Annotated in this window: 21 protein-coding genes; 16 read left to right on the top strand and 5 right to left on the bottom strand. The window is 69.9% G+C overall.

Annotated features, from left to right (window positions below; translation table 11 throughout):
- Positions 1–147 precede the first annotated feature (147 nt).
- The 3 genes from NDW01_RS31970 (at position 148) to NDW01_RS31960 (ending at position 4,041) form a co-directional block, all read left to right on the top strand.
- Positions 148–1,593: a M1 family metallopeptidase gene (locus tag NDW01_RS31970; protein WP_252828082.1), complete on the top strand. Its 1,446-nt coding sequence runs from the start codon at positions 148–150 to the stop codon at positions 1,591–1,593.
- A gap of 471 nt (positions 1,594–2,064) precedes the next feature.
- The gene (locus NDW01_RS31965; protein ID WP_252828081.1) at positions 2,065–2,859 is read left to right on the top strand and encodes a hypothetical protein; all 795 of its coding nucleotides are present in this window, start codon (positions 2,065–2,067) and stop codon (positions 2,857–2,859) included.
- 168 nt (positions 2,860–3,027) lie between these two features.
- On the top strand, positions 3,028–4,041 hold the full coding sequence (locus NDW01_RS31960) for an NAD-dependent epimerase/dehydratase family protein (RefSeq protein ID WP_252828080.1): 1,014 nt from the start codon (positions 3,028–3,030) through the stop codon (positions 4,039–4,041).
- Between the two features lie 20 nt (positions 4,042–4,061).
- On the opposite strand, the gene NDW01_RS31955 is transcribed toward NDW01_RS31960, so the two are convergent.
- Positions 4,062–5,579, bottom strand: coding sequence for a lipopolysaccharide biosynthesis protein (locus NDW01_RS31955; protein ID WP_252828079.1), 1,518 nt, complete (start codon positions 5,577–5,579; stop codon positions 4,062–4,064).
- Positions 5,580–5,619: 40 nt separating this feature from the next.
- Positions 5,620–7,527: an asparagine synthase (glutamine-hydrolyzing) gene (gene asnB / locus NDW01_RS31950; RefSeq protein WP_305883835.1), complete on the bottom strand. Its 1,908-nt coding sequence runs from the start codon at positions 7,525–7,527 to the stop codon at positions 5,620–5,622.
- A 223-nt stretch (positions 7,528–7,750) separates the two neighbouring features.
- Here asnB and NDW01_RS31945 point away from each other — a divergent pair, with 223 nt between their 5' ends.
- From NDW01_RS31945 to NDW01_RS31915, 7 genes are all read left to right on the top strand, one after another.
- Positions 7,751–8,488, top strand: coding sequence for a sugar transferase (locus tag NDW01_RS31945; protein ID WP_252828077.1), 738 nt, complete (start codon positions 7,751–7,753; stop codon positions 8,486–8,488).
- 4 nt (positions 8,489–8,492) lie between these two features.
- Positions 8,493–9,701: a glycosyltransferase gene (locus tag NDW01_RS31940; protein ID WP_252828076.1), complete on the top strand. Its 1,209-nt coding sequence runs from the start codon at positions 8,493–8,495 to the stop codon at positions 9,699–9,701.
- Positions 9,698–10,882: a glycosyltransferase family 4 protein gene (locus NDW01_RS31935; RefSeq protein WP_252828075.1), complete on the top strand. Its 1,185-nt coding sequence runs from the start codon at positions 9,698–9,700 to the stop codon at positions 10,880–10,882. The genes NDW01_RS31940 and NDW01_RS31935 overlap by 4 nt, the downstream gene beginning before the upstream one ends.
- Before the next feature lie 67 nt (positions 10,883–10,949).
- Positions 10,950–12,401 carry a polysaccharide biosynthesis tyrosine autokinase gene (locus tag NDW01_RS31930; protein ID WP_252828074.1) on the top strand — a complete coding sequence of 484 codons (1,452 nt, stop codon included), beginning with the start codon at positions 10,950–10,952 and terminating at the stop codon, positions 12,399–12,401.
- 78 nt (positions 12,402–12,479) lie between these two features.
- A complete protein-coding gene (locus tag NDW01_RS31925) occupies positions 12,480–13,850 on the top strand; it encodes a hypothetical protein (protein ID WP_252828073.1) in 1,371 nt (456 codons plus the stop codon).
- Complete coding sequence (gene rffA, locus NDW01_RS31920) at positions 13,847–15,052, top strand: dTDP-4-amino-4,6-dideoxygalactose transaminase (RefSeq protein ID WP_252828072.1); 1,206 nt, start codon at positions 13,847–13,849, stop codon at positions 15,050–15,052. Before NDW01_RS31925 ends, rffA begins: the two co-directional genes overlap by 4 nt.
- Before the next feature lie 106 nt (positions 15,053–15,158).
- A complete protein-coding gene (locus tag NDW01_RS31915) occupies positions 15,159–17,447 on the top strand; it encodes a hypothetical protein (protein ID WP_252828071.1) in 2,289 nt (762 codons plus the stop codon).
- Here the strand turns inward: NDW01_RS31915 and rfbB are convergent.
- The 3 genes from rfbB to NDW01_RS31900 are packed head-to-tail and all read right to left on the bottom strand — an operon-like array spanning position 17,444 to position 20,288.
- Complete coding sequence (gene rfbB, locus NDW01_RS31910) at positions 17,444–18,433, bottom strand: dTDP-glucose 4,6-dehydratase (protein WP_252828070.1); 990 nt, start codon at positions 18,431–18,433, stop codon at positions 17,444–17,446. The genes NDW01_RS31915 and rfbB overlap by 4 nt on opposite strands.
- Positions 18,430–19,497: a glucose-1-phosphate thymidylyltransferase gene (locus tag NDW01_RS31905; RefSeq protein WP_252784998.1), complete on the bottom strand. Its 1,068-nt coding sequence runs from the start codon at positions 19,495–19,497 to the stop codon at positions 18,430–18,432. Before NDW01_RS31905 ends, rfbB begins: the two co-directional genes overlap by 4 nt.
- A gap of 56 nt (positions 19,498–19,553) precedes the next feature.
- The gene (locus NDW01_RS31900; RefSeq protein ID WP_252828069.1) at positions 19,554–20,288 is read right to left on the bottom strand and encodes a class I SAM-dependent methyltransferase; all 735 of its coding nucleotides are present in this window, start codon (positions 20,286–20,288) and stop codon (positions 19,554–19,556) included.
- 368 nt (positions 20,289–20,656) lie between these two features.
- Here NDW01_RS31900 and NDW01_RS31895 point away from each other — a divergent pair, with 368 nt between their 5' ends.
- The 6 genes from NDW01_RS31895 to NDW01_RS31870 all read left to right on the top strand — a co-directional run.
- Positions 20,657–21,430 (top strand): hypothetical protein, encoded by a 774-nt coding sequence (locus NDW01_RS31895; RefSeq protein ID WP_252828068.1) that lies wholly within the window; start codon positions 20,657–20,659, stop codon positions 21,428–21,430.
- Positions 21,427–22,047, top strand: coding sequence for a class I SAM-dependent methyltransferase (locus NDW01_RS31890; protein WP_252828067.1), 621 nt, complete (start codon positions 21,427–21,429; stop codon positions 22,045–22,047). Before NDW01_RS31895 ends, NDW01_RS31890 begins: the two co-directional genes overlap by 4 nt.
- A 166-nt stretch (positions 22,048–22,213) precedes the next feature.
- Positions 22,214–23,188: a glycosyltransferase family 2 protein gene (locus NDW01_RS31885; protein ID WP_256513577.1), complete on the top strand. Its 975-nt coding sequence runs from the start codon at positions 22,214–22,216 to the stop codon at positions 23,186–23,188.
- 41 nt (positions 23,189–23,229) lie between these two features.
- The gene (locus NDW01_RS31880; RefSeq protein WP_252828065.1) at positions 23,230–23,922 is read left to right on the top strand and encodes a WbqC family protein; all 693 of its coding nucleotides are present in this window, start codon (positions 23,230–23,232) and stop codon (positions 23,920–23,922) included.
- A gap of 53 nt (positions 23,923–23,975) precedes the next feature.
- Positions 23,976–24,392 (top strand): GtrA family protein, encoded by a 417-nt coding sequence (locus NDW01_RS31875; RefSeq protein WP_252828064.1) that lies wholly within the window; start codon positions 23,976–23,978, stop codon positions 24,390–24,392.
- Positions 24,393–24,536: 144 nt separating this feature from the next.
- On the top strand, positions 24,537–24,872 hold a 336-nt coding region (locus NDW01_RS31870; protein ID WP_252828063.1), incomplete at its 3' end, for a glycosyltransferase family 2 protein.

Below are 24,872 nucleotides of genomic sequence, written 5' to 3'. Positions count from 1 at the left end.
GTCCGCTTCCGAACTCCGGGGTTTGCTCCCCCGAACTGCGAGATCACGACCGTCTGCCAGTTTCGGTGCTGAAAGTCTGGACAATCCCGCGGCGCTTACGCCAGAGTCGCAAGGTCCACTCGATTTCTGCACAAGGAAACCCCCCACATGCGCAGAACATCCCGGCTGGTGGCCGTCGGCGCGACCCTCGTCTCCGTGGCGGCCATCTCCCCCGCCGCGTCCGCCGCGGCACGGCCTCACTTCTCCCCCGGCGCTCCGGGCATCGGCGACCCGTACTTCCCGCTGGAGGGCAACGGCGGGTACGACGCCCTGCACTACGGCCTCGACCTGAAGTACGACCCCTCGACCAAGCGGCTCGACGGCGTCGTCACCATGACGGCGCGCGCCACCCAGGACCTGTCCCGCTTCGACCTGGACCTGCAGCAGCTGACGGTCTCCAAGGTCACGGTGAACGGCCACAAGGCGGAGTTCACCCGCGACGGCCAGGAACTGGTGATCACGCCGAAGAGCGGCCTGCGGCAGAACCGGCGCTTCACCGTCACCGTGACGTACGGCGGCGTGCCGCAGACGATCGTGGGCTCGCCGGTCGTGTTCGGCTCCCCGTACGGCTTCGTCCACACCGACGACGGGGCGTTCATGGGCGACGAGCCCAATGCCGCGTCGACGTGGTTCCCGAGCAACGACCACCCGTCCGACAAGGCCGCCTTCACCTTCAAGGTGACGGTGCCCAAGGACCTCGGCGTGATCGCGAACGGACGGCTCGTGTCCCAGCGCACGAAGGGCGATCAGAGCACCTTCGTCTGGGACGAGAAGAACCCGATGGCGACCTACCTCGCCACCGCCGACATCGGCAAGTGGACCTTCAAGAACGGCAAGACCCCGCTCGGCATCCCCGAGACGGTCGCCGTCGACCCGAAGCTCGTGGGCCGCGACCCGAACCACCCGGACCCGATGACGTTCTTCTGGGACACCACCGCCGAGGCCACGGACCTGTGGGACCAGCTGTACGGGAAGTTCCCGTTCGACTCGACCGGCGCGATCGCCGACCTGGCGACGTACAACGGGCAGGCGATCGGCTTCTCGCTGGAGACCCAGACCCGGCCGCTGTACTCCGACGTGCGCAGCACGAACACCATCGCGCACGAGCTGGCGCACCAGTGGTTCGGTGACAGCGTCTCGGTGCAGACCTGGAACAACGTCTGGCTGAACGAGAGCTTCGCGACGTTCTCGCAGTGGTACTGGGCCGAGAAGCACGGCGGCCGGACGGTGCACGACCAGGCCCTCGCCACCTACAACGGCCACTCTGCGACGGACAGCTGGTGGAACGTCGTGATCGCCGACCCGAAGCGGGACACCATGTTCCACGACCGGGTCTACAGCGGCGGCGGCATGGTGCTGGAGTTCCTCCGGGAGAAGATCGGCGACGACGCCTTCTTCACCCTGCTGCGCACCTGGGCGGCCCAGCACCGCCACGGCAACGCCACCACCGAGCAGTTCACCGCGCTCGCCCAGAAGATCTCCAAGCAGGACCTGAGCGGGTTCTTCAAGACCTGGCTCTGGTCTCCCGGCAAGCCGGCCCTCCCGCAGGGCTGACCCCTTCCGCAGGGCTGACGTTCCACTCCGGTCCGCCGGGGACCCTTCGGGGTCCCCGGCGGACCGCTGTCCGGGGTCCCCGCCGGATCGTCACCCGGGTCCCCGGCCACTCATACGTTTTCCGCGTATTCAGGGCGCTATCCCTCCGGCCGCCGAATCAAGGGCCACTTAAAAAGTGGTCCGCGGCGGCAAAGAACCGGAAATCGGCGATGCCCCGACGCGGTGTGATGGCCTGCGCAATGTTTCTCTATCCGATGTCGGCGGTGCCGCGAGGACAATTCATCACCGACAAGAGGAATGTCCATTCTGTTCGGGGGGAGCCTCATGGGTTCATTCGCTAGAACGGCTGGCAGCATAGCGGCTGCCACGCTGATGGGGGCGGGAGTAGCGGCGGCATCGCCGCCCTCGGCCTACGCACAGCCCGTCGTGACGGTGCCGTGCAGCGGACCTACGGGCGGGGCGTCAGGCCTGGTGGATGCGATCAAGGACGTCAACGCGGCGGGCCACGGCACGATCCGGCTCGCCGCGAGCTGCAACTACGACTTCACCGCCCCGGCGGAGACGGGGACACGCGGCGGTGACGCCCTGCCGATCATCAGAGGGGACATCACCATCGTCGGTGGGCCGTCCACGCACATCCGGCGTACCGGAGGCCCGCGGTTCCGCCTGTTCGAGGTCTTCACCGGCGCCCGGCTGACGATCAGGGGGATCTTCGTCGAGGGCGGCGACTCCGGGGTCTTTACCGGCGGAGGCATCCTCAGCGCACGCGGCACCCTTCACCTGTTCCAGGTCACCTTGCGGAACAACACGGCGGACAACGGGGCGGGACTCAGCAACGACAGCGGCACGGCGGTGGTCTCCTACACCCTGATCACCGACAATACGACCGTTCATCCGAACGGTTCTGGCGGCGGCGGCGCCGGGATTTACAGCGACGGCCGTCTCGCCGTGGAGTTCAGCCGGCTGAGCCGCAACAGCGCCAACAGCAGCGGCGGTGGCGTCTACAACGAACTGGGCGGAACGGCGACCTTCTTCCGTACGACGCTCGACGAGAACACCGCCAAGATTCATGGTGGCGGCCTGCTGAACGGCGTCGGCGGGCGCGCCAGGCTCGTGCGCACCCTCGTCGAGGACAACCGCGCGAGCGACGGCGGCGGCATCTTCCGCGACCAGGAGGCCGGTCCGGTGCTGCTCGACGACAGCCTGGTCATCAGGAACGCTCCCAACAACTGCAGCCCGGTCGGCAGCGTGCCGGGCTGCTCCTGACGCGAGTGTTCGACCGTCTTCCGCAGCGGTGACGGCACACCGTCATCGGCCGGCCTGGGGCGGCGGGGAACGGACTTCCCGCCACCCCAGGCCGCTCGCGGTTCGGCCATCCGATCCGCGGCGACGCTCACGGAGCCCGGGAGGCGCGGCATGCCGGAAGGCTGCAGGATGACATACCTGGTGACGGGCGGGGCGGGCTTCATCGGGTCGCACCTCGTCGACGCGCTGCTGGCCCGCGGCGACTCCGTCATCGCTCTCGACAACCTGGCGACGGGAAGCCCCGCCAACCTGGGCGAGGCGGCGAAGAACGCGAGTTTCCGCTTCGTCCACGGGTCGGTCCTCGACGACCTGATCGTCGACGAACTCATGAACCAGTGCGACGCCGTGGTCCACATGGCGGCGGCCGTCGGCGTACGGCTGGTGGTCGAGGAACCCCTGCGGTCACTGATCACCAACATCCGAGGCTCGCAGATCGTGATCGAGGCGGCGCACCGGTACCGCCGCAAGGTGCTGATGACCAGCACGTCGGACATCTATGGGAAGAACTCCTCGGGTCCCCTGCGGGAGACCGCGGACCGGATCCTCGGGCCCCCGTCCATCGTGCGCTGGGCGTACAGCACGGCGAAGGCCGTGGACGAGATCCTCGCCAACTGCTATCACCGGGAGCGTGACCTGGCGACGGTCGTGGTCCGGCTGTTCAACACGGTCGGCCCGCGGCAGAGCCCCGCGTACGGCATGGTCGTTCCCCGGCTCGTCCGGCAGGCCGTGCGGGGCGAGCCGCTGACCGTGTACGGGGACGGGCGGCAGACGCGCTGCTTCACTCACGTCAGCGACGTCGTCGACGCGCTGCTGCGGCTGCTGGACGAGCCCGCCGCCGTCGGGCAGACCTACAACGTCGGCTCCTCACGCGAGATCAGCATCCGGGAACTCGCCGAGACGATCGTCACGCGGACCGGCAGCGCGTCGGCGATCCAGTTCGTCCCGTACGACCAGGCGTACGAGTCGGGATTCGAGGACATGCAGCGGAAGGTCCCCGACACCACCAAGCTGCGGATCCTCACCGGCTGGCTGCCGCGACGCTCCCTGGACGACATCCTCACCGACGCCATCGCCCACGCGCGGCGCGAACTGGCCGCGCGCTCCGGACCGGCGGCGCCGCGCGCGGTCGCGATGCGGACCTGAGCGCGCGGCCCGCCACCGCGTCAGCCGGCCCTCCAGGACGGGACGCGACAGGCCGTCGCCCACAGGAAGCGGACGTCGGAGCACCGAGGGAGCAGGTCGCTCCACGGCCTCCGGGTGACCCGCAGGAACCAGAGGACCTGGAGCACCGCCAGCACGGTGTAGGCGACGCTGGAGGCGAGCGCCGCGCCGACGGCGCCGCAGGACGGGATCAGCGCGAGGTTCACGGCGACGTTGACCGAGAGGGCCGCGACCGCCGTCATCGAGTTCCACAGCGGGCGGTCGAGCCGGAGCAGGAAGGCGCCGACCGGCCTGCTCGCTCCGATCGACCACAGGCCGGGCGCGAGCGCGAGCAGCGGACCGACCGCCCCCGTGAACACCGGACCGTACACCGCCGGAACCAGGAGCGGCGCGGCGGCGCAGAGCAGTCCCACGGAGCCCGCGGCGACGAGCGCCGCGATCCTCGTGGACCGGACGGTGAACAGGGCCGCCGCCCGCTCGTCGTCTTCGAGCTGCCGCGGCATGGCGAGGTTCGCGAGGACGTCGGGCGGGACCCGGCCCAGCTCCATCAGCGTCACGGCCACGGCGTACAGTCCCACCTCGGCGGTCGTCGTCATCGCGCCCAGGATCAGGACGTCCGCCCGCAGCAGCAGGAACATCGAGACCAGGCCGGTGTGGTAGCGCAGGCCCAGGCGGAGCGTCCGGCGCGCCACCGCGAGGTCGCAGTGGCGCAACGCCGGACGGGCGGCGGGCAGGAGGACCACCAGGGGCAGCGCGGCGGACACGGTCCACAGCGCGACCACCCGCCCCAGTGTCACCTCGCCCAGTGCGGCCAGCAGGACCAGCGAAGCGCAGTGCACGCCCACGCTCAGCAGTCCGCTCCGGTTGTTGACCTCGATCCGCGTCCTCAGCACCATGAGGCGGGCCAGCAGCTTCTCGGTCATGGCGCAGGGGATCCAGGCCAGCGCCACGGCCAGGAGGCCGAGGTCGGGCACCGGGACGACGCCGGGCCCCAGCCCCACCACGACGATCGCCGCGCCGACCGCGCAGACGCATCCGAGTGCCGCGCCGAACAGCACGCTGTTCGCGGTGACGGTGGCGGCGTCGCGGATCCGGGACCAGAGTGCGACGTGCGCCTCCTCGACCGACAGTTGACCGAGGTGCAACGCGACCGTCGCGACGGCGATCAGCACCGCGTACGCGCCCCGGCCCTCGGGCCCCAGCGACCGGTTCACGACCACGCTCATCAGCGCGCCCAGAACGAACCTGACGCCGTAGGAGCCCAGGGTCCGGGCGGCCAGCCCGCCGAGGCTCCGGACGCCCCGGCCGTCCGGGGTCGGCGCCGCCCCGTCCTCTGGGGCGTGGGTGGCCGGGGTCGGCGCCGCCCGGTCCTCTGGGGCGTGGGTGGCCGGGGTCGGCGCCGCCCGGTCCTCCGGGGCGCCGGTGGCCGGGCCTCCCGGAAGCCGCGTGGCCCGGCCGTCCGGGGGGCGGGCGCCGTGGCCGTCCGGGGGGCGGGTGCGCCGGCCGGCCGCGTCGTTCACCGCGCCGTCCGGGGGGCCCGGCGGCCGGCGCCGCGCCGGTTCACGGCCGGGACGCGAGGTCGTGGTCGATTCCCGGTACGGGTGGGTCGAGGAAGACCCGGCACCAGAGTTCGAACTGCAGCAGCGCCCAGATGCGCCCGGCGTGGTCGTGTCCGCCCGCGTGGCGTCGCAGCAGCCCCCGTACCGCCTCGGGCCGGAACAGCCCCCGTGACCTCGCCGTGTGGTCCGTCAGGACGTCCCACGCCAGGTCGGCCAGATCGGTGCGGAGCCACCGCGCGAGCGGAACGCCGAACCCCATCTTCGGCCGGGTCACGAGCCCGGGCGGCAGCCAGGGCTCGACGGCCTTCTTCAGCAGGTACTTCGTCGTTCCCGAGCGGACCTTGAGCCGCGGCGGGAGCCCGGCGGCCCACTCCACCAGGTGATGGTCGAGGAACGGGGAACGCGCCTCCAGTGAGTTGGCCATCGTGGCGGTGTCCATCTTCACGAGGAGGTCGCCGGGAAGGTACGTGTTCAGGTCGACGTCCATGACGCGGCCCAGGACCGAGCCGGCGCGGGAGGCGGCGAACGCGTCGTCGAGCAGGCCGTGGCTGTCGACGTCCGTCAGGCTCGCCCGCAGCGGGCCGGAGTACAGCGCCGTCTTCTGCTCGGAGGTGAAGGACGACATCAGCCGCGCGTAGCGCCGCGGCGCCGGGTGCCCGAGGAGCCCGATCGCCCGCCCGGCCCTCTGCAGCGCCGAGCGCGGGGCGCCGCGGGCGGCGAGTGCGGAGCCGGCCCGGTCGAGCGGTGCCCGCAGGAACGTCAGGCCGGGGACGCGACCCGCGCGGGCCATGAGCAGATAGCGCAGGTAACCGCCGAACAGCTCGTCCCCGCCGTCCCCGTTGAGGACGACCGTCACCTGCTCACCGGTCATCCGCGCGAGGTGGAAGGTGGGGATCGACGAGGAGTCCGCGAACGGCTCGTTGTAGTGCCAGGACAGCGCGGGCAGCACCTCCAGGGCCGAGGAGGTGACGACCATCTCGTGATGGTCGGTGCCGTAGTGCCGGGCCAGCATCCGCGCGTAGCGCCGTTCGTCCAGGCTCTCGTCGTCGAAGCCGACGCTGAACGTCTTGACGGGCCCCGCGGAGTGCCGGGCCATCGCGGCGACGACCGCGGAGGAGTCGATCCCGCCGGACAGGAGGGCCCCGAGCGGCCGCTCGCTCACCATGCGGACCCGTGTCGCGTCCAGCAGGCGGACGCGGACCTCTTCGGCGGCCTCCTCCTCGGACGCGACGTCGCGGGGCGTGCAGTCGACGCGCCAGTAGCGTGCCGTCACCGCGACGCCGTCCTGCCAGGACAGCAGGTGGCCGGGCGGCAGCTTGTGCACGCCCCGGAGGATCGACCAGGGTGCCGGTACGTACTGATAGGTCAGGTAGTGGTGCAGCGCGACCAGGTCGACCTCACGACGGAGCGCGGGGTCACGCGTGAGCGCCTTGAGCTCCGAGGCGAACCAGAGCGTCCCGCCCTCCGTGCGCCAGTACAGCGGCTTCTTGCCCACCCGGTCGCGGGCGAGGAGGAGGCGCCGTCTGCGGCCGTCCCAGATGGCGAACGCGAACATCCCCCGGAGCCGGTGGACCAGCTCGTCCCCGAGTTCCTCGTACAGGTGCACGAGGCACTCGGTGTCGCCGTTCGTGGCGAGACGGTGACCGCGGTCGCGGAGTTCGCGCCGTAGCGCGGGGAAGTTGTAGATCTCCCCGTTGAAGACCGCCACGACGGTCCGGTCCTCGTTGTAGACCGGCTGATCGCTCCCCGGGACGTCGACGATGGCGAGCCGCCGCATGCCGAGCGCGGCGTGCGCATCCTCGTGGAAGCCTTCGCCGTCGGGCCCCCGGTGGGCGAGAACATCGCACATACGGCGGACGAGGCACGGGTCGGGACGATCCGCCGACACCACGCCCGCTATGCCGCACATATACACCCCCGATAGGCATTCGGAATTTCGGCACCGCGAGATGCCGGGTTCAGAGCATTGCACCGTCCGCCCCGGGAGCCACAACTCACCGAAGCCGCCTCGATCAACAATTTCCGTGCGACTGACCAAGCGTTGATCTTGGAGATGGGGCGGCCATTCACAAGGCGGTGATATACCTGGGACCTGGGAGTGGAGATTCTTCAACTCACGCCGGGGAACAATAATGTCCATATTCGCACCGGGCGCACAGCCGGGTCAGGCCACGCCGACAGACCGGCTCGAAGATCGCATTGCGGACATCGACGCGCCTTATCATGCTACCGGCCATCCACCCGGAAAACGGCTGCTGAGCGGGGACGGAGCACGACGCGTCAAGCACGCCGCCGACCGGGTGCTGGCCGTTCTCCTGCTTCTCGCATTCTCCCCGCTGATGTTGGCCATCGCCATTGCGGTGCTATTGAGCAGTCCGGGTCCGGTGCTGTTCGGTCATGAACGCATCGGCATGAACGGCAGGCCATTTCGGATGTGGAAATTCCGCTCGATGAGAGTGAATGCCGCAGAGCAGCTCGCCGAACTGTTGCGCATTCACAGTCGAGGAGACGAGCCGCTGTTCAAGATTCCCGACGATCCCCGCATCACGCGGCTCGGCAGGTGGCTGCGCCGGTGGTCCCTCGACGAGCTGCCCCAGTTGTGGAACGTTGCACTCGGCCAGATGTCGCTCGTCGGCCCGCGTCCACAGGTCGACGCCGAAGTGCTCCTCTACGACCCGGACGACTACGGCAGGCTGCGGGTGCGACCGGGCATCACCGGGTTGTGGCAGGTCAGCGGCAGGTCCCGGCTGTCCTGGAAGGACGCGATCCACCTTGATCTGCACTACGTGAACAACTGGTCGCTGCTGCTCGACGCCCGGATCCTGGCCCGCACCCTCAGCGCCGTGCTGGCCGGTCGCGGAGCGGGGTGAACCGATGACACGAATGGAAGTGGAGGCCCGGTCGGACGGCCGGCCGGACTCCGGGGCGATTCCCGCCCCGCGCGGGCGAGGCGAGGGAAGCGGCCTGAAGGTCGCACTGGTCCACGACTGGCTCACCAACCAGGGCGGGGCCGAGCGCGTCCTGTGGAGTCTGCACAAGGCGTTCCCGGACGCACCGATCTACACGTCGGTCTTCGCACCCCGGGCGCTGCCGCAGTTCGCGCAGGCCCAGGTACGGACGTCGTTCTTGCAGAAATGGCCGCTCGCCGCCACCCGGCACCAGCTTTACCCGGTTCTGCGGACATTCGCCTTTGAATCATTCGATTTCAGCTCCTACGACGTCGTCATCTCAAGCTGCTCGGCCGAGGCGAAAGGGATCGTGACACGCCCCGAGACGCCGCACATCTGCTATCTCCACACGCCGACCCGTTATTATTGGAGCGACCACTACCGCTATGCAAAGAATCCAGGTTTCGGGCCCTTGAACCCAGTAATCCGATTGGCCATGCCCGCTTTCATCAGGCATATGAGGATGTGGGATCTGGCCGCGACCGCACGCGTCGACGCCTTCATCGCCAACTCGGCATTCGTCGCGCAAAGGGTAGAAAAGTACTACCGCCGGAACGCCGTCGTCATCCACCCGCCCATTCAACTGTCGCGTTTCTCGATCGCAGGCGACGGGCCGGACGACTTCTTCCTCATCGCCGGGCGGCTGGTCCCCTACAAGCGAGTCGACCTGGCGGTGCGCGCCTGCCGGGACCTGGATCTGCCCCTGGTGGTCGCCGGGACGGGCAGCGAGCTGCCCCGGCTGCGGGCGATCGCCGGCCCGAAGACCCGGTTCACCGGCTGGGTCGGCGACACGGAGATGGCGGGCTACTACCGCCGGGCCAGAGCGCTGATCCACTGCGCCGAAGAGGACTTCGGCCTGATCCCGCTCGAGAGCATGGCGAGCGGACGGCCGGTCATCGCGTTCAACGGGGGCGGTCTGCAGGAGACCGTCGTCGAGGGGCTGACGGGGACGTTCTTCGACCGGCAGACCGTCGACTCTCTCAAGGACGCGCTGCGCCGTTTCCAGGGGATGCGGTTCGAACCAGAGATCCTCCGGGACCACGCGGCCCGTTTCGACGAGGCGATCTTCATCGACAAGATGAAGGACTTCGTCACCGCGCTGAGCCGGGGGCCGGCGGAGGTGCGGACGGCATGACCCACGTCCCACCGGCCGGCGACGCACGCGCAGCACTCGCGCCGGACCGTACGGTCAGGCCGGTCCGGCGGGCCGCGCTCGCCGGCGGGGCCACGTCGCCGCGTATCCGGGTCGCGCTGACCGGCAAGGTCCTGAGCCGCAACGTCGGCGGCAACACCACGTACACCGAGTGGCTCTATCACCACCTGGCCCGCCTCGGGGTGACGGCCGAGGTGATGACGCCGCCGGGTGACGGGCGCACGGGTGTCGTACGCGCGCTCGCCTACGCCGCGGCGGAGGGCGTCGCCTGGCCCGGGCGCGTGGATCACCGGCAGGCCGATCTGCTGCACTACCCCGGGGACACCGGGGCGTTGCTCCCCGCCCGGATACCGATCGTGGCGACCGTCCACGGAGTTCCCTCGGTCCGCGTCCCCGGCCTGCGCCGCGCGCTGTGGGAGCGGACGTGGCGGATGCGCGTGGCTCGCCTGACCCGGCTCGCAGCCGCCGTCATCACCGTCTCCGCCAACTCCGCGCGGGAGATCGAGGCCGAGTTCGGCGTTCCGCCGGACCGCCTGCACGTCATCCCGCACGGCATCGACACGCGGCGTTTCCATCCCGACGGCTCCGCGGACGGCAGGCTCCTCGCTCCTCTTCGCCTGGCGGAACGCTTCGTCCTGTATCTCGGCAATCTCGATCCCCGCAAGAACCTACCGGCGCTCGTCGAGGCCGTCGGCCGCCCGGAGATCAGCCGGCTGGGGGTCCCGCTGGTCGTCGCCGGTGGATCGTTCCGCGGGTCCGCGCCGATCGAAGCCCTGCTGGCGGACGCGCCCCACGTGCGGTACCTCGGCCAGGTTCCGGCGGAGCTCGTCGCGCCGCTGATGCGGGCCGCGGCCGTGTTCGCGCTGCCGTCGAGCCACGAGGGGTTCGGACTCCCGGTGGTCGAGGCGATGGCCTGCGGCACACCGGTCGTCACCTCCGACCGGGGCGCGCTGCCCGAGGTGACCGGAGACGCCGCCCACGTCATCACCGACCTCGGTCCGGGCTCCATCGCCGGGGCGCTGCGCGACGTCCTCGCCGACGACGCCCTCGCCGCGGTCCTGCGGACCCGGGGTCAGGCCAACGCGCGGCGGTTCACGTGGGCCGAGTGCGCCCGAAGACATCTGGAGGTCTTCGCCGGCCTCGTCCCGGGAGCGGCGGCGTGATCGGTCGCGGAGCTCATTGGTACGTCGGCGCGTCACCGTCGACGGTGGACATCGACGAGGAGATCGCGTGACGATCAGTGATTTGGTACGTGGGCTCCGCCGGCACCTGGTGCTGCTGGCGATCGCACCGGTGCTGGGCGTCATCGTCGCCCAGCTCATCACCATGCTGCAGTCACCGACGTACGAGTCGAAGGCGTCGGTCTTCTTCTCCCTCTCCCAGACGACGGACCGGCTCGACCAGGCGTACCAGGGCACACTGCTCAGCCAGCAGAAGGTCCGCTCCTACGCCGACATCGTGACCACGCCGACGGTCACCGAGCCGGTCCTCAGGGAACTGGGCCTGCGCATGCGGCCGGACACCCTCGCCAAGCGGTTGTCGGTCGAGGTGCCCCTGGACACCGCGCTGCTGAACGTCAGCGCCTCCGCCTCCAGCCCGGTGATGGCCGCGCGCATCGTCAACAGCGTGACCCGGCATCTCGCCAAGGCGGTCTCCGACCTGGAAGGGCCCCAGGCGGGCCGGCCCTGGGCGATCCAGATCCACGTCGTACGCCCGGGCGCGGTCCCGGCCGAGCCGAGCAGCCCGAAACCGACGCTCAACATCATCATCGGCCTCGTTCTCGGGGTGATCGCCGGAATCGCCGCGGGCGCGCTGAAGGACGCCCTCGACACCCGGATCGGCCAGGCCGCGGACGTGAGCCGGATCAAGGGTCTCGCCGTGCTCGGCGAGGTCCCGCGCGAATTCGCCGCGCGCAGGCACGTCCTCGCCGACGACACCGACCGCTTCGGCAAGCGCGCCGAGGCGTACCGCAAGCTCCGGACCAACCTGCGGTTCATCGGCGTCGACCGGCCCCCGCGGACGATCGTCATCTCCAGCCCGCACCGGGGCGACGGCAAGTCGAGCACCGCGTTGAACGTCGCGTTCTCCCTAGCCGATGACGGTGCCCGCGTCGTCCTCGTGGACGCCGACCTGCGGCGCTCGTCGATCGCCGCCTCTCTCGGGCTCGTCGAAGGAGCCGGCCTCACGAGCGTGCTGGCGGGTCAGGCGAAGATCGCCGATGTCGTCCAGCAGGCCAAGAGACGATCGACGATCAAGGTCGTCACCAGCGGTCCGGTGCCGCCGAACCCCAGCGAACTGCTCGGCACGCGGAGGATGCAGCAGGTCCTGGAAGAACTGCGGGAGCACGCCGACTACGTCATCGTCGATTCTCCCCCGCTCCTCCCGGTCGCCGACGCCGCGGTCGTCGCCTCCGGCTGTGACGGGGTCATCCTCGTCGCACGGGCGGGACGGACCAAGTACGACGAACTGCGGTCCGCGGCGGAGAGCCTCGCCGCCGTGAACGCGGAGACCCTCGGCGTCGTCGTGAACATGACGAAGCCGAGCAGCAACGACCGCTACTACCGCTACATCTCCCCGGGCCGGGTCCCCGGGACCGGGAAGTCCGAGAGGACGGCGCCCTCCCCGGGCCCCGACGGCCGCGAGCCGGTGCCGAGCGCGGCGACGCACGAGCCCACCGCCTGACCATCCGTGCCCGGCGGCCTCATCCGAGGAGGCCGCCGCGTCGGGGTTCCACGAGACACGATCAAGGCTGGAGCGTCCGTGACCACTCGAACATTCGCCGCCCTCGGTGACCGGCCGGGGGCGACCGAAGCCGAGGCATCCAGTCCGAGTCAGCTCCGGGTGCGCGATGGCGCCTGGTGGCTGCACCCCTCCTGGACCGCGGTCCTCACCGTGCTGCCGTGCCTCGCCGTCGCCTGGATGACTCCCGGCGAGGACTACCTCCTGTGGTGGCGGACCCCCAAGTACTTCGGCTCCGAGACCGGCCTGACCAGCCTGCTGCTCCTCGGCGCCTTCGTGGCCGGAGCCATGGTGCCGTCCCTCGCCCACGGCCGGGTTCCGGTCCGGGGCCCTCGGCTGACCACCAGCGCGGCGCAGCGGCGGATCCTCCGGCGGGCCGGCAACGTCTTCCTGGCTCTCACCGTCACCGGGTACGCCGTCTGGATGCTCCTCGCGCTGTCGCGCGGATACGGCATCGCGCAGGTCCTCAGCGCCATGCACCTGGATCAGGGTGCCTTGATCGTGGACAAACAGGTGTACTTCTCCACCGCCCCCGGCGTCACGACGTTGACCCAGTTCGGGCCGCTGGCGCTCGTGTGCCTGCTGCTCGACCGCCGGATCAGCGGCCGACGACACCACTGGTCCCTGGCACTGCTGGCGGTCCTGACGCTGCTCAGGGTGTTCATCAACGCCGAGCGCCTCGCACTGTTCGAGATGGCGATCCCCGCGGTGGTGCTCGCCGCGGCCACGCGGACCGGGACCACGCGCCGGTCCCGGCGCAAGCTGTTCTGGGCCGCCCTCCCCTTACTCGCTCCGCTGGCGCTGGCCGTCGTCTTCGCCGTCTTCGAGTTCACCCGGAGCTGGAACGATCGCCATCCCCAGTACGGGGATGTGGGTTTCGGCGAGTTCATCATGCTCCGGCTCGGCGGGTACTACGCCACCGCGTCCAACAACTCGGCCATTCTCCTCGCGCGCCTCGCGCCTTACACGAGGGCTCCGTTCTTCACGGTTCCGTTCATCTGGAGCGCCCCGGTACTCGGGTCGCTGCTGGACCCCCGCAGCGTCCTCGGCATCAGCCTGGACGAGTGGTCCAAGGTCCTGCAGCAGTACGGCAACCTCGAATTCGTCAACAACGGATCCCTTCTTCTGGCGGTCGCGGACTACGGCCTGGCCGGCGCGCTCATCTGGTGGACGGTCCTCGGACTCGCCCTCGGCATCTGTTACCGCGCACTGCGCTCGGGCGACGTGGGCGGGCTGATCCTCTACTCGGTCCTCTACATCGGGCTGCTCGAGATGGGACGCATCTTCTACTGGGGGCTGGGCCGGACGTTCCCGGTGATCATCGGTGGTCTCGCCGTCTCCTGGTACCTGCGCCGGGCGCTCCGGACGCCGGAATCGAGCGCCGAGTCGTGAGCAGGACGACGGAGCGGGCGATCTCCACCGGGACGGTGGACCGGACGACTCCGACCGGGACACCGGCCGTGCCCTTCAACCGCGCGTACGTCACGGGGGCGGAACAGCAGCACATGACGGCGGTGCTCGCCAGCGGGCTCCTGGAGGGCGACGGCCCGTTCACAAGGCGGGCGAACTCCCTGATCGCCGAGGTCATCGGCGCTCCCGCCGCGCTCCTGACGACCTCGTGCACGCACGCGCTGGAGATGAGCGCGCTGCTGCTCGACCTCGCGCCGGGCGATGAGGTCATCATGCCGTCGTTCACCTTCGTGTCGACGGCCACGGCGGTGGCGTTGCGGGGTGCGGTCCCGGTGTTCACCGACTGCCGCCCGGACACCCTGAACCTGGACGAGCGCCGGATCGAAGCGGCGATCACCCCCCGCACCCGGGCGATCGTCGTCGTCCACTACGCGGGCGTGGCCTGTGACATGGACGCCATCACGGCGATCGCCGACCGGCACGGCCTGACGATCGTCGAGGACAACGCGCACGGGTTCGGCGGCCGCTACAAGGGCCGCCCGCTCGGCTCCTTCGGCGCGCTGGCCACTCAGAGCTTCCACGCCACGAAGAACGTTCAGTGCGGTGAAGGCGGAGCCCTGGTCATCAACGATCCGCGGCTGGTCGAACGCGCGGAGATCATTCGTGAGAAGGGGACGAATCGCAGTCAGTTCTTCCGCGGCATGGTGGACAAGTATCGCTGGGTCGAGAACGGCTCCAGCTACCTGCCGTCCGAGCTCCTGGCCGCCTTCCTCGTGGCGCAGCTGGAGGCGATGGAGGACATCCAGCGCCGACGGCACCGCATCTGGGCGTCGTACGACCGGCGGCTCGCGGACCGGGTCGAGGAACGCGGGATCAGGCGGCCCCTCGTCCCCGTCGGCTGCGAGCACCCGGCGCACCTCTACCACCTGCTGCTGCCCGACCTTGCGAGCCGTCAGTCGTTCCTGCGTCACCTCGCCGATCGGGGGGTGCAGGCGGTCTTCCATTACCAGCCCCTGCACACCTCGCCCGGCGGACTGCGGTACGGACGCATCGCTCCGGGAGGTTGCCCGACCACCGAGAACATGGCCGACCGAATAGTCCGGCTCCCACTCTTCGCGGCGATGTCCGACGCCGAGGTGGACACCGTCGTGGAGAGCGTCCTGTCGTATGACGGCCCCGGCTGACCCGCCCGGGGAGGCCGGGCCTTCCGGCCCTTCCCAGGCAGGAGACGAGATCCGTTCGGCACCCGCGGTCGGCCTTCGTCCCGAGAGAAGATCACATGGGGTTCCAGTGACACCGGTTCAGACGGCCCGCGACGCGACAGGTCAGGTCAGGACGGCGAGGTCCCGGCTCTCCGTCCGCGAGGCCCTGTCGTCGGGCTGGCCGCCCGCCGGATCGGTCCTGGCGCTCACCGTGGCGGTACTCCACCATTACGGCGTCGATCACCGGCAGACGGCGGTGTTCGGGGTGTTCTCGGTGCTCGCCGTGACCCTGCCCGGCACGCTCCTCGTCCGTGCCCTCCGCGGTGGCGCACGGCATCTCGCCGAGGACGCGGCGGTCGGCACCGCCCTCGGACACGCGATCACCGTGCTCGGTTACCTCCCCGAGCGCTGGGCCGGGCTGCCGCTGCTCGTGCCGGCGTGGCCGATCGCCACGATCATCGCCTTCGTGGCCATACCGGCGCTCCGCCCGTACTGGAGAGGGGCCGGCCGTGCCGGCCGGGCGCCCGCGGCGTTCTCCTGGGGTCTGGCGGCGTTCGTCGCGCTGGCCGTGATGGCGAGCGGTACGTCGTTCTTCCGTGATCACCGGCTGGCCTGGCCCGGATACGCGGCGCCCTACATCGACATGCCCTTCCACCTCGGCCTGCTGGGCGAGCTGAAGCACCACGTCCCGCCGGCCTCGCCCTTCGTGCTCGGCGAGCCGCTGCATTACCACTGGTTCGTCTACGCCGACATGGCGGCCACCAGCTGGGCCACGGGAATCGAGCCCGAAGCCCTGCTCTACCGCCTCTACCTGCTGCCGGTCCTGGCGGCCTCGATCGTCCTGACGGCGATGATCGCCCGACGCCTCACCGGCGGGTGGTGGCCGGGCCTGGCGGCGCTCGGGCTCGCCGTCTTCGCCCGCTGCCCCAGTCCGTGCCCCTGGGCGCCGGGCCTCGGAGCGAACATCATCCTGCGGGACGAGGTCCCGTGGTGGAGTCCCACCCAGGCCTTCGGCGCGATGCTGTTCGCCGCCCTGGTCCTCCTCCTCGTCGATCTTCTCCGGCGGCCGAGGGCGGCCCGTGGCCCGTGGGTCCTGTTCGCCGTCCTGCTCGCCGCGACGCTCGGTTCCAAGTCGGTCTTCCTGCCGATCCTCCTCAGCGGCCTGCTCTGTGTGCTGGCCGTGACCGCGCTCGTACGGCGGCGACTCCATCGAACCGCCGCCGTGGCCGCCGTCATGGTCACGACGGCTCTGCTGTTCGCGCAGATAGCGATCTTCGGTGGGACCTCCGACGGACTGGTCGTGCATCCGCTGTCGATCTTCGGCACGGTCGCGGCAGACGTCGGCGCGACGACGGGCCCGTCACTCTCCCTCAAGGTCGCCGTGGTCCTGATCTGCGTGTTCGGGCTGGGCTGCGTCTGGGTCGGCCTGATCATGCTCGCCTTCCGGCCGAGGGCCGTGCTCGACGCACCCGTGCTCCTGCTGCTCGGCGTCGGCGTCTCCGGAGCCGCGGCAGGTCTGATTCTGCGTTTCCCCGGTAGTTCCCAGCGCCAGTTCCTGTACGGCGCGGCGCCGTACCTCTGTCTGGTCGCGGTGCACGGTCTGGTGGCCGTGCTCCCACCGCGGGAGGACGCGAGATTCCGGCGCGCGCTGCTCGCCGCCATGGGCGGTGGCGTGGCTCTGATCCTGACGATCCGCCGGCTGAACGACGGGCCGAGGCCGGGCGCGGGCGTACCCGTGCAGCGCGTCCTCGGCCCATTCCTCGTCCTCGTCTGCGCCGTCGCGGTCCTCCTGGCGGCGCTGGCCGTGGCCGGCCGCCGGCACCTCTCCCTGCGACCGGCATCGCCGGCGATCGCCGCCGCGTTCGTCATGGGGCTCGTGCTGCCGACGACCGCCGCTCACGTGCGGGACACCTGGCGCGGCGTCGTGCGGACGTCACCGACGACCGTCATCACCCCGGGCACCATCGCGGCGGGACGCTGGCTGCGCGACCATTCCCGCCCCGGCGACGTGGTGGCGACCAACTCGATCTGTACCACGCCGAACCCCGGACGTTGCGACGCTCAGCACTTCTCGGTGGCCGCGTACACCGAGCGCCGCGTCCTGGTGGAAGGCTGGTCCTACGAGGCGAGGACCCCGGAGGAGGCCGCGAAGACGCACGTGAAGGACGCCGCCGTGCCGTTCTGGGACCGTGGCCGGCTGGCGGACAACGACGCGGCGTTCCATCGTCCCTCGCCCGTCACCGTACGACGGCTTCGCGATCGGTACGGCGTCCGCTGGCTCTTCGTCGACCGGCGCCACGACGGCCCCGCCCCCGCGCTCGCGCATCTCGCGCGGCTGCGGTTCACGGCCGGAGACTGGTCCGTCTACGAAATCTAGACGGGCCCATTCCGCCGGCGTGCGATCAACGGCCGCCACCAGGCCTCGTTGTCGGCGTACCAGCGCACGGTCGCCGCGATCCCCTCGTCGAAGTCCACCTCGGGCCGGTAGCCGAGTCCGCGGAGCTTGGTCGTGTCCAGCGCGTAGCGGCGATCGTGGCCGGGGCGGTCGTCGACGTACTCGACCATGTCACACCCGGCACCGTGCGCGGCGAGCAGTCTCTCGGCGAGCTCCAGGTTCGTCATCTCGGCGCCACCGCCGACGTTGTACGTCTCGCCCGCGCCGCCCTTCTGCAGGACGAGCTGGATCGCGCGGCAGTGGTCGTCCACGTGCAGCCATTCGCGGACGTTCCCGCCGTCGCCGTACAGCGGGATCCTGCGCCCGTCGAGCAGGTTGGTGATGAACCGCGGAATGACCTTCTCGGGAAACTGCCGCGGCCCGTAGTTGTTCGCACAGCGCGTGACGCGCACGTCCAGCCCGTAGGTGCGGTGGTACGCGTGGCAGAGGAGGTCCGCGCCCGCCTTCGACGCGGAGTACGGCGAGTTGGGCAGCAGGGGATCGGTCTCGGGCCACGATCCCTCCTCGATCGAGCCGTACACCTCGTCCGTGGAGACCTGCAGGAATGTCCGGACCTCCGCCTCGACGGCCGCCTGGAGCAGCCGCTGCGTCCCCGCCACATTGGTGTGCACGAAGCCGGCGGCATCGTGTATCGACCGGTCGACGTGGGACTCCGCGGCGAAGTTGACGACGACGTCGTGCCCGGGGAGCAGCCGCCGCAACAGGTCGCCGTCCGTGATGTCCCCGCGCACGAACGTGAACGCCGGATCATGCGCCGCGAACGCCAGGTTGGCCGCCCGGCCGGCGTAGGTCAGCTTGTCCAGCACGGTGACGGTCACGTCCTCGAAGCCGGGGTAGGCCCCGCTCAGCAGCGCGTGAACGTAGTTCGATCCGATGAACCCGGCTCCGCCGGTGACGAGGAATCTCATGCCCGTAGTTGCACCTTGCTGTGATCGCCCACCATGAGCCGGTGGGCGTTGGGAACACGCGAGGCACCGGTCACCTCGACGTCCCGGCCGATCAGTGAATGCTCGATCCGGGGAACCCCCCGGATCGTCGAACTCCCGAGGACGATCGAATATTCGAGCTCCGCGTCCTCGATCACACAGTCCTCCGCGATGGACGTGAACGGTCCGACGTAGGAGCGGACCACCTTCGTTCCGGACCCGATGACGATCGGCCCGCGCAGCACCGAGTCCTCGACCACGGCGCCCGGCTGGACGACGACCCGTCCTTCGATCTCCGTGCGCCCGCCGATGGTCCCCTCGGTGCGGGCCTCGACCCGTTCCAGCACGATGCGGTTGCACTCGAGGATGTCCCGCAGGCGGCCGGTGTCCTTCCAGTAGCCGCTGACCAGGTAGGAGTGCACCGGATGGTCATGGTTGATCAGCCACTGGACCGCATCGGTGATCTCCAACTCGCCGCGGGCCGACGGGGTGATCGCGCGCACCGCCTCGTGCACCGCGGAGGAGAACATGTACACGCCGACGATGGCCAGATCGCTCCTCGGCACGTCGGGCTTCTCCTGCAGGCTGCGGATGGCACCGGTGGGGTCGAGCTCCGCCACTCCGTAGAACTGCGGCTCGGCGACCCGGCTGAGGAGCAGTTGCGCGGCGTACGTGCCGGATCGGAAGGCCGCCACCAGGTCCGCTATCCCGCCGATGAGCAGGTTGTCGCCGAGGTACATGACGAAGTCGTCCTCACCGAGGAAGTCCCGGGCGATCAGGACGCAGTGCGCCAGGCCCAGCGGCGCCTCCTGCTGGATGTAGGACACCTTCAGTCCGAACTCGGTCCCGTCACCGACCGCCGCCCGTACCTCCTTGCCCGTGTCCCCGACGACGATGGCGGTCTCGGTGATCCCCGCCTCTCTGATCGCGTCCAGGCCGTAGAAGAGCACCGGCCGGTTCGCGACCGGCACGAGTTGCTTCGCCGACGTGTGAGTGAGCGGACGCAGGCGTGTGCCACGCCCCCCGGCCAGGACCAATGCCTTCATGGAGTTCACCTCGTTGGCGGCTGGACGACCATGTGACGCGCGGTGCCGTCCGCGCGTCACGTACGGCCGCGCCCGTCGAGTCCGCGGGAGAAGGCCGGAGGGCGATGCGCTCGCAGCATCAGCGACACCCCCGGCAGCCTCCGCACCGGCAGATAGCGTTCCGCGGTGATGACGGCCGTGAGGCCCAGGTTGACGAGCGCGGGCAACCGGAACACGTCGCCTCCGGTCGAGGAGCGCCGTCGCCACGCGACGACCGGACGCAGCAGAACGTTCCAACTCCACATGCTGTCGATCACGAGTCCCGATCCGGTGATGAGATCGGTGAGGGTCTCCCGGTCGTAGCGCCGGAAATGGCCGCTGGCCTCGTCGTGCGCGGACCAGAGCGTCATGTCGCAGGGTACCGCGATCAGCGTCGTGCCTCCGGGGCGGAGCACCCGGGCGATCTCGGCGGCCGCGAGGTGGTCCTCCTCGATGTGCTCCAGGACGTCGAAGGCCAGGACGAGGTCGTGGCTTCCGTCGGCCATGGGCAGGTCCCGCGCGTCGGCGCGGATCGCGTCCACCCCGCGTCGGCGGGCGATCTCCACGCCGGTCTCGCTGTAGTCGACGGCGAGCGCCTGCCATCCGCAGCTGCGCAGGACCCGCGTGTTCCCGCCGCCGGCGGCGCCGATGTCGAGCGCCTTCCCGGGGGCGCCGAGCCTCCGTACCTCGCGGGCGATGAGCCTGCGCCGTTCGAGGTACCACCAGTGACGGTCTTCCAGAGCCGTGGTGGTGCGTATGGCAGAAGCGTCCACAACCTCCCCCTCCGGCGGTCCGCTGCGATACACCATTCCACGCGGCGCCCGGGCACCGAACCGTCGCGTGGGCGCCTTTACCGATCACTACCGGAGAATGCATGAGCCATTTGCGCGCCGGCCGAGAGCCGCGAATGACGATATGCGACCCGATTCGCCGGAGACTGTCGATTTCAGAAGGGGGGCCGCGACCTTCGGCTTTCGCCGTGGACGTACCAGTGAACGACACGCGCATACAGGCGGCAAGCGGTCACCATACGGAGGCGCCGCGAGGGGAACGGTACCGTTCCGAGCACGACGGAAAGGACTCCCTCATGATGAATCCCGGTACCACATGGTGGAGCGAAACGGAGAGTCCCAAGGCGTGGATGAGCGTTCGTGACGCCGACCTCTACGAAGAGCTCCTGCACCGGCTCGCGTCCCTCCGCGACGGCGAGCCGGTACGCGTCGTCGAATGGGGAACAGGACGCAGCACCCTTTGGTACACGAGGTTCCTCGATCATCTCGGCGTGCCCTACCAGTGGCTCGCGATCGAGCATCATCGGGAGTACTTCGATTCGTCGGTCGCACCGGAGCTGGCCGCCCGGCATCGCGCCGTCGTGACCCATGCCGAAAAGCTCGCGGAGGCCGACACCGGCAAGTTCTTCAGCGACGGCGGGATCCTGGCGGTCGGCTACGACTTCGGGGAGCTCCTGCCCTGGGTGCCCGGGCGCGAGAAGGACCGCCTCGCGCCGCTGGACGACTACATCTCGCTGCCCGCGCGGCTCGGCTTCGCCTGCGACCTGGCCATCGTCGACGGCCGCAAGCGCCGCCGATGCGTGCTCCAGGCGGCCGACCTGATCGGACGGCACGGCTACGTGATCCTCCACGACGCGTGGCGGATCCACTACCAGAGTGCGTGGCCGGCGTTCCGCAGCGGCCGCAGGTTCGGCGACGAATGGTGGATCGGCGCGAACCGCGCCACCGACTTCTCCGATGTCCTCCCCTGGTACTCCTTCCTCGAACACGCCGAGGGGGCTCCTCTCCGGGCCGGGGGCGTCAAGAACGCGTGGAAACGGGCGGCCTCGCTGACGGCCCAGCGGGTCTCCGCACGGATCGCCGCGGCGAAGGTCCCGTCCTCCCGGGGAGCGAAGACCCGATGAAGGAGATGCTGCGCGACGTCGAGGCCTACTTCGCGAACAAGGTCAAGGAGCACGGCGCCACGCACGCGGGCGTGGACTTCGCCACGCCGGCCGCGCAGACGGTCCGGTTCGAGCAGCTCGTCAAGGTGATCGACGGGGCCGAGCCGTTCTCGGTCAACGATTACGGGAGCGGCTACGGGGCGCTGGCGGAGTTCCTGGCGGCCCGCTGGAGCGAGTTCACCTACTGCGGATTCGACATCTCCGAGGCGATGCGATCGCAGGGTGAGGCACTGTACGGCGGTGACGCCCGGGTCCGCTTCGTCGGCGACCGCGCCGACCTGATCCCGGCCGACTACACCGTCGCCAGTGGCACCTTCAACATGAAACTGGGCTTCGATCCGGTGCAATGGCAGCGGTATGTGCTCGAAGAGGTCGCGCAGATGGCCGAGGTGAGCACTCGGGGATTCGCTTTCAACCTGCTCACGTCCTACTCCGACCCGGAACGCATGCGCGACGATCTCTACTACGGCGACCCGCTGTTCTACTTTGATCATTGCAAGCGGCATTACTCGAAGAACGTCGCGCTCCTGCATGACTACAACGGCTACGATTTCACGATCGTCGTGCGGCTGGCGTAAGGGATGCGGGTTCGTCTCGCCATGAGACGCCCTCGCGGGAATGCGAACGGTCCGTATAGCCTCCGGAGTCGGCAAACCGCCTTGCCGGGCGAGTGATCCGCGGACCCGTGATCGAGATAATCGACATCGACGGCGGAGAACTGCGAGGGCGTTCTGCGAGGTATCGATGTTCGTTTCAGTAGTTGTCCCATGCTACCGATCGGCGCGTACCTTGCCGTCTCTCGTCGACCGGCTCGCCGCCGTCCTGCCCGAGGCGACGGCCGGCTACGAGGTCGTGCTGGTGGTCGACGGCAGCCCGGACCGTACCTGGGAGGTCGCCGCGGACCTCGCCCGGCGCCGTCCCGAGGTCCGCGCCATCCGGCTGGCCCGCAATTACGGCCAGCACCACGCCACGATCGCCGGCGTCCGTGCGGCCGTCCACGAGGTCATCGTGACGATGGACGACGACCTGCAGCATCCGCCGGAGGAGATCCCGCGCCTGCTCGCCGCGCTCACCGGCGACGTCGACCTCGTCTACGGCCGCCCCCGGGAGGACGAGCACGGGATGGCGCGGAACCTCTCGTCGCACCTGCTGAAGATCGCTTTGTCGGGTCCGCTGGGCGTACGGAGCGCGCGGTCCATCAGCGCCTTCCGCGCCTTCCGGGCGTTCCTGCGCGGCGGCCTGGACGGGGTGACCGGTCCGTACGTGTGCCTCGACATCGCGTTGTCGTGGTGCACCACCCGGATCGAAGAGGTCGACGTGCACATGGATCAGCGGACCGAGGGGCGCTCCGGCTATACCCTGCGGGCGCTGCTGCGCCAGGCCGTCAACGTGGTCGTCGGCTACAGCTCGACCCCGCTGAGATGCGTGAGTTACCTCGGATTGCTGGTGGGCGGTTTCGGGGTCTGCCTTCTCACCGTCCTGCTGTGGAACTACTTCGCCGGGAGAACGACCGTCGCCGGCTTCACGAGCGTGGCGTCGATGGTGGCGCTGTTCTCCAGCGCGCAGATGCTCGCGATCGGGATCCTCGGCGAGTACCTGGGCCGGCTCCACTCCGGCGGGATGGGCCGCCCCACCTATGTGGTGCGCGCGGAGGCGAACCGGTCCGACCCGGCCGGCGAGCCGGCGTGTCCTCCCGGTGTCCTGTCCCAGCGGCCTTGAGCCGCCCGGAGCCGTCGGCTTCCGCGAGAGAGAGACAGCGCATGAAGCGAGTCGCCATCCTGCAGTCCAACTATGTCCCGTGGAAGGGATACTTCGATCTGATCGCCTACGTCGACGAGTTCATCCTGCTCGACAACGTGCAGTACACCGCAGGGAACTGGCGCAACCGCAATCGCATCAAGACGGAGGCGGGCGCGAGGTGGCTGTCGATCCCGATCAGCCGGGGCCCGTTGAGCAGACTCATCAACGAGGTCACGGTGAGCGACCCGGACTGGCACGTGAGGCACTGGCGGATCCTCACCCAGGCATACCGCAAGGCCCCCTGCTTCGGCGAGATGGCGCCGGCCATCGAGGAGCTGTACCGCACGTGCGCGTCCGGCAGGCTGTCGGCGATAAACCGGCATTTCCTCGAAGGGATCTGCGCGCTGCTCGGCATCCGGGCGAATCTGAGCCGCGCCGAGGACTACGCCCCGGCGGGATCCAGGACCGAGCGGGTGCTCGACCTGTGCCGGAAGGCCGGCGCCGACGAGTACGTGACCGGTCCGGCGGCCCGCGCCTATCTGAACGAGGAGCTCTTCCAGGACGCGGGCATCGAGGTCCGGTGGTTCGACTACTCCGGCTATCCGGAGTACTCCCAGCTCCATCCGCCGTTCGACCACCAGGTCACGATCCTCGACCTGATCGTCAACACGGGCCCGGCCGCTGCCCGGTACCTGAAACACGTCGTTCGGTGAGCGGACCGAACGGGCGCGCGACGCGACCCCGTCGTACACCGCGGACCGCAGTCATGCGGCGGGGGACGCCCGCGACGCGGCACGGGCAGCGCGTCGCCTATCTGCTGGCGGGCGCCGGCACGGCCGGTGTGTACTACGGCCTCCTCGGGATCGGCCTGCTGGTTTTCGGTGCGGCCATGCCGTACCTTCTGCTGGCGGTGTTCAGTCATCTCGTCACCGCGCTGCTCGTCTATCCGGTGTACCGGCGGGTCGTCTTCCCGGTCACCGGCCGGACGTGGCTGCCGGGATTTCTGCGGTTCTACGCGGTCGGCCTCGGATTCCTCGCGACGTCGCTCGTCGGCCTGCCGCTCCTCGTCGAGCTCGCCGGGATTCCCGTCATGGTCGCGCAAGCGCTGCTCATCCTGGTGAGCCCTCCGTCGAGCTACGTCATCAACCGAGGCTGGGTCTTCGCCACGCGCGGGAACGGCTGACCACGGCGCGCCGACGGCGGACGGGCGTCCGGCCGCTCACCCGGCGCACGAGGCGGCAATGGGCGGGTAACCGTTCGCACCGGAGAGCCCCTGCCGCCGTCGAGGCGGCGACGCCACGCGAGACCGTACGGCGATGATCAAGCCATGTCCGCACAGCTACACGTGGCGTGCGTGATCGCCACCATCGGCCGCCCCGTCCACCTGGACACCCTCCTGCGCTCACTGGCCGACCAAACCCAGCCCCCCACCCAGGTCATCGTCGTCGACCAAAGCCACACCACCGACACCGCCACCGTCATCGACACCTACCGCGACCGACTCCCCCTCCGCCGCATCACCTCCGACCGCGGCCTCTCGCTGGGCCGCAACACCGGACTGGCCGCACTCGACCCCGACTACGACATCGTCGCCTTCCCCGACGACGACGTCCGCCTCGCTCCCGACGCCCTGGCGAACGCCGCCGCCGCCTTCGCCACCGGC

The sequence above is a fragment of the Actinoallomurus soli genome, assembly GCF_024055715.1.
GTDB classification, from domain to species: Bacteria; Actinomycetota; Actinomycetes; order Streptosporangiales; family Streptosporangiaceae; genus Actinoallomurus; species Actinoallomurus soli.
This window is presented reverse-complemented; position numbering and strand designations above follow the sequence as displayed.

Coding starts and splice junctions, on each gene's coding strand:
- asnB (WP_305883835.1), bottom strand. CDS start 7,527: ATGTGCGGCATAGCGGGCGTGGTGTCGGCGGATCGTCCCGACCCGTGC.
- NDW01_RS31890 (WP_252828067.1), top strand. CDS start 21,427: ATGAAGGAGATGCTGCGCGACGTCGAGGCCTACTTCGCGAACAAGGTC.
- NDW01_RS31960 (WP_252828080.1), top strand. CDS start 3,028: ATGACATACCTGGTGACGGGCGGGGCGGGCTTCATCGGGTCGCACCTC.
- NDW01_RS31935 (WP_252828075.1), top strand. CDS start 9,698: ATGACCCACGTCCCACCGGCCGGCGACGCACGCGCAGCACTCGCGCCG.
- NDW01_RS31945 (WP_252828077.1), top strand. CDS start 7,751: ATGTCCATATTCGCACCGGGCGCACAGCCGGGTCAGGCCACGCCGACA.
- NDW01_RS31885 (WP_256513577.1), top strand. CDS start 22,214: ATGTTCGTTTCAGTAGTTGTCCCATGCTACCGATCGGCGCGTACCTTG.
- rfbB (WP_252828070.1), bottom strand. CDS start 18,433: ATGAGATTCCTCGTCACCGGCGGAGCCGGGTTCATCGGATCGAACTAC.
- NDW01_RS31970 (WP_252828082.1), top strand. CDS start 148: ATGCGCAGAACATCCCGGCTGGTGGCCGTCGGCGCGACCCTCGTCTCC.
- NDW01_RS31940 (WP_252828076.1), top strand. CDS start 8,493: ATGACACGAATGGAAGTGGAGGCCCGGTCGGACGGCCGGCCGGACTCC.
- NDW01_RS31880 (WP_252828065.1), top strand. CDS start 23,230: ATGAAGCGAGTCGCCATCCTGCAGTCCAACTATGTCCCGTGGAAGGGA.
- NDW01_RS31875 (WP_252828064.1), top strand. CDS start 23,976: ATGCGGCGGGGGACGCCCGCGACGCGGCACGGGCAGCGCGTCGCCTAT.
- NDW01_RS31905 (WP_252784998.1), bottom strand. CDS start 19,497: ATGAAGGCATTGGTCCTGGCCGGGGGGCGTGGCACACGCCTGCGTCCG.
- NDW01_RS31895 (WP_252828068.1), top strand. CDS start 20,657: ATGAGCGTTCGTGACGCCGACCTCTACGAAGAGCTCCTGCACCGGCTC.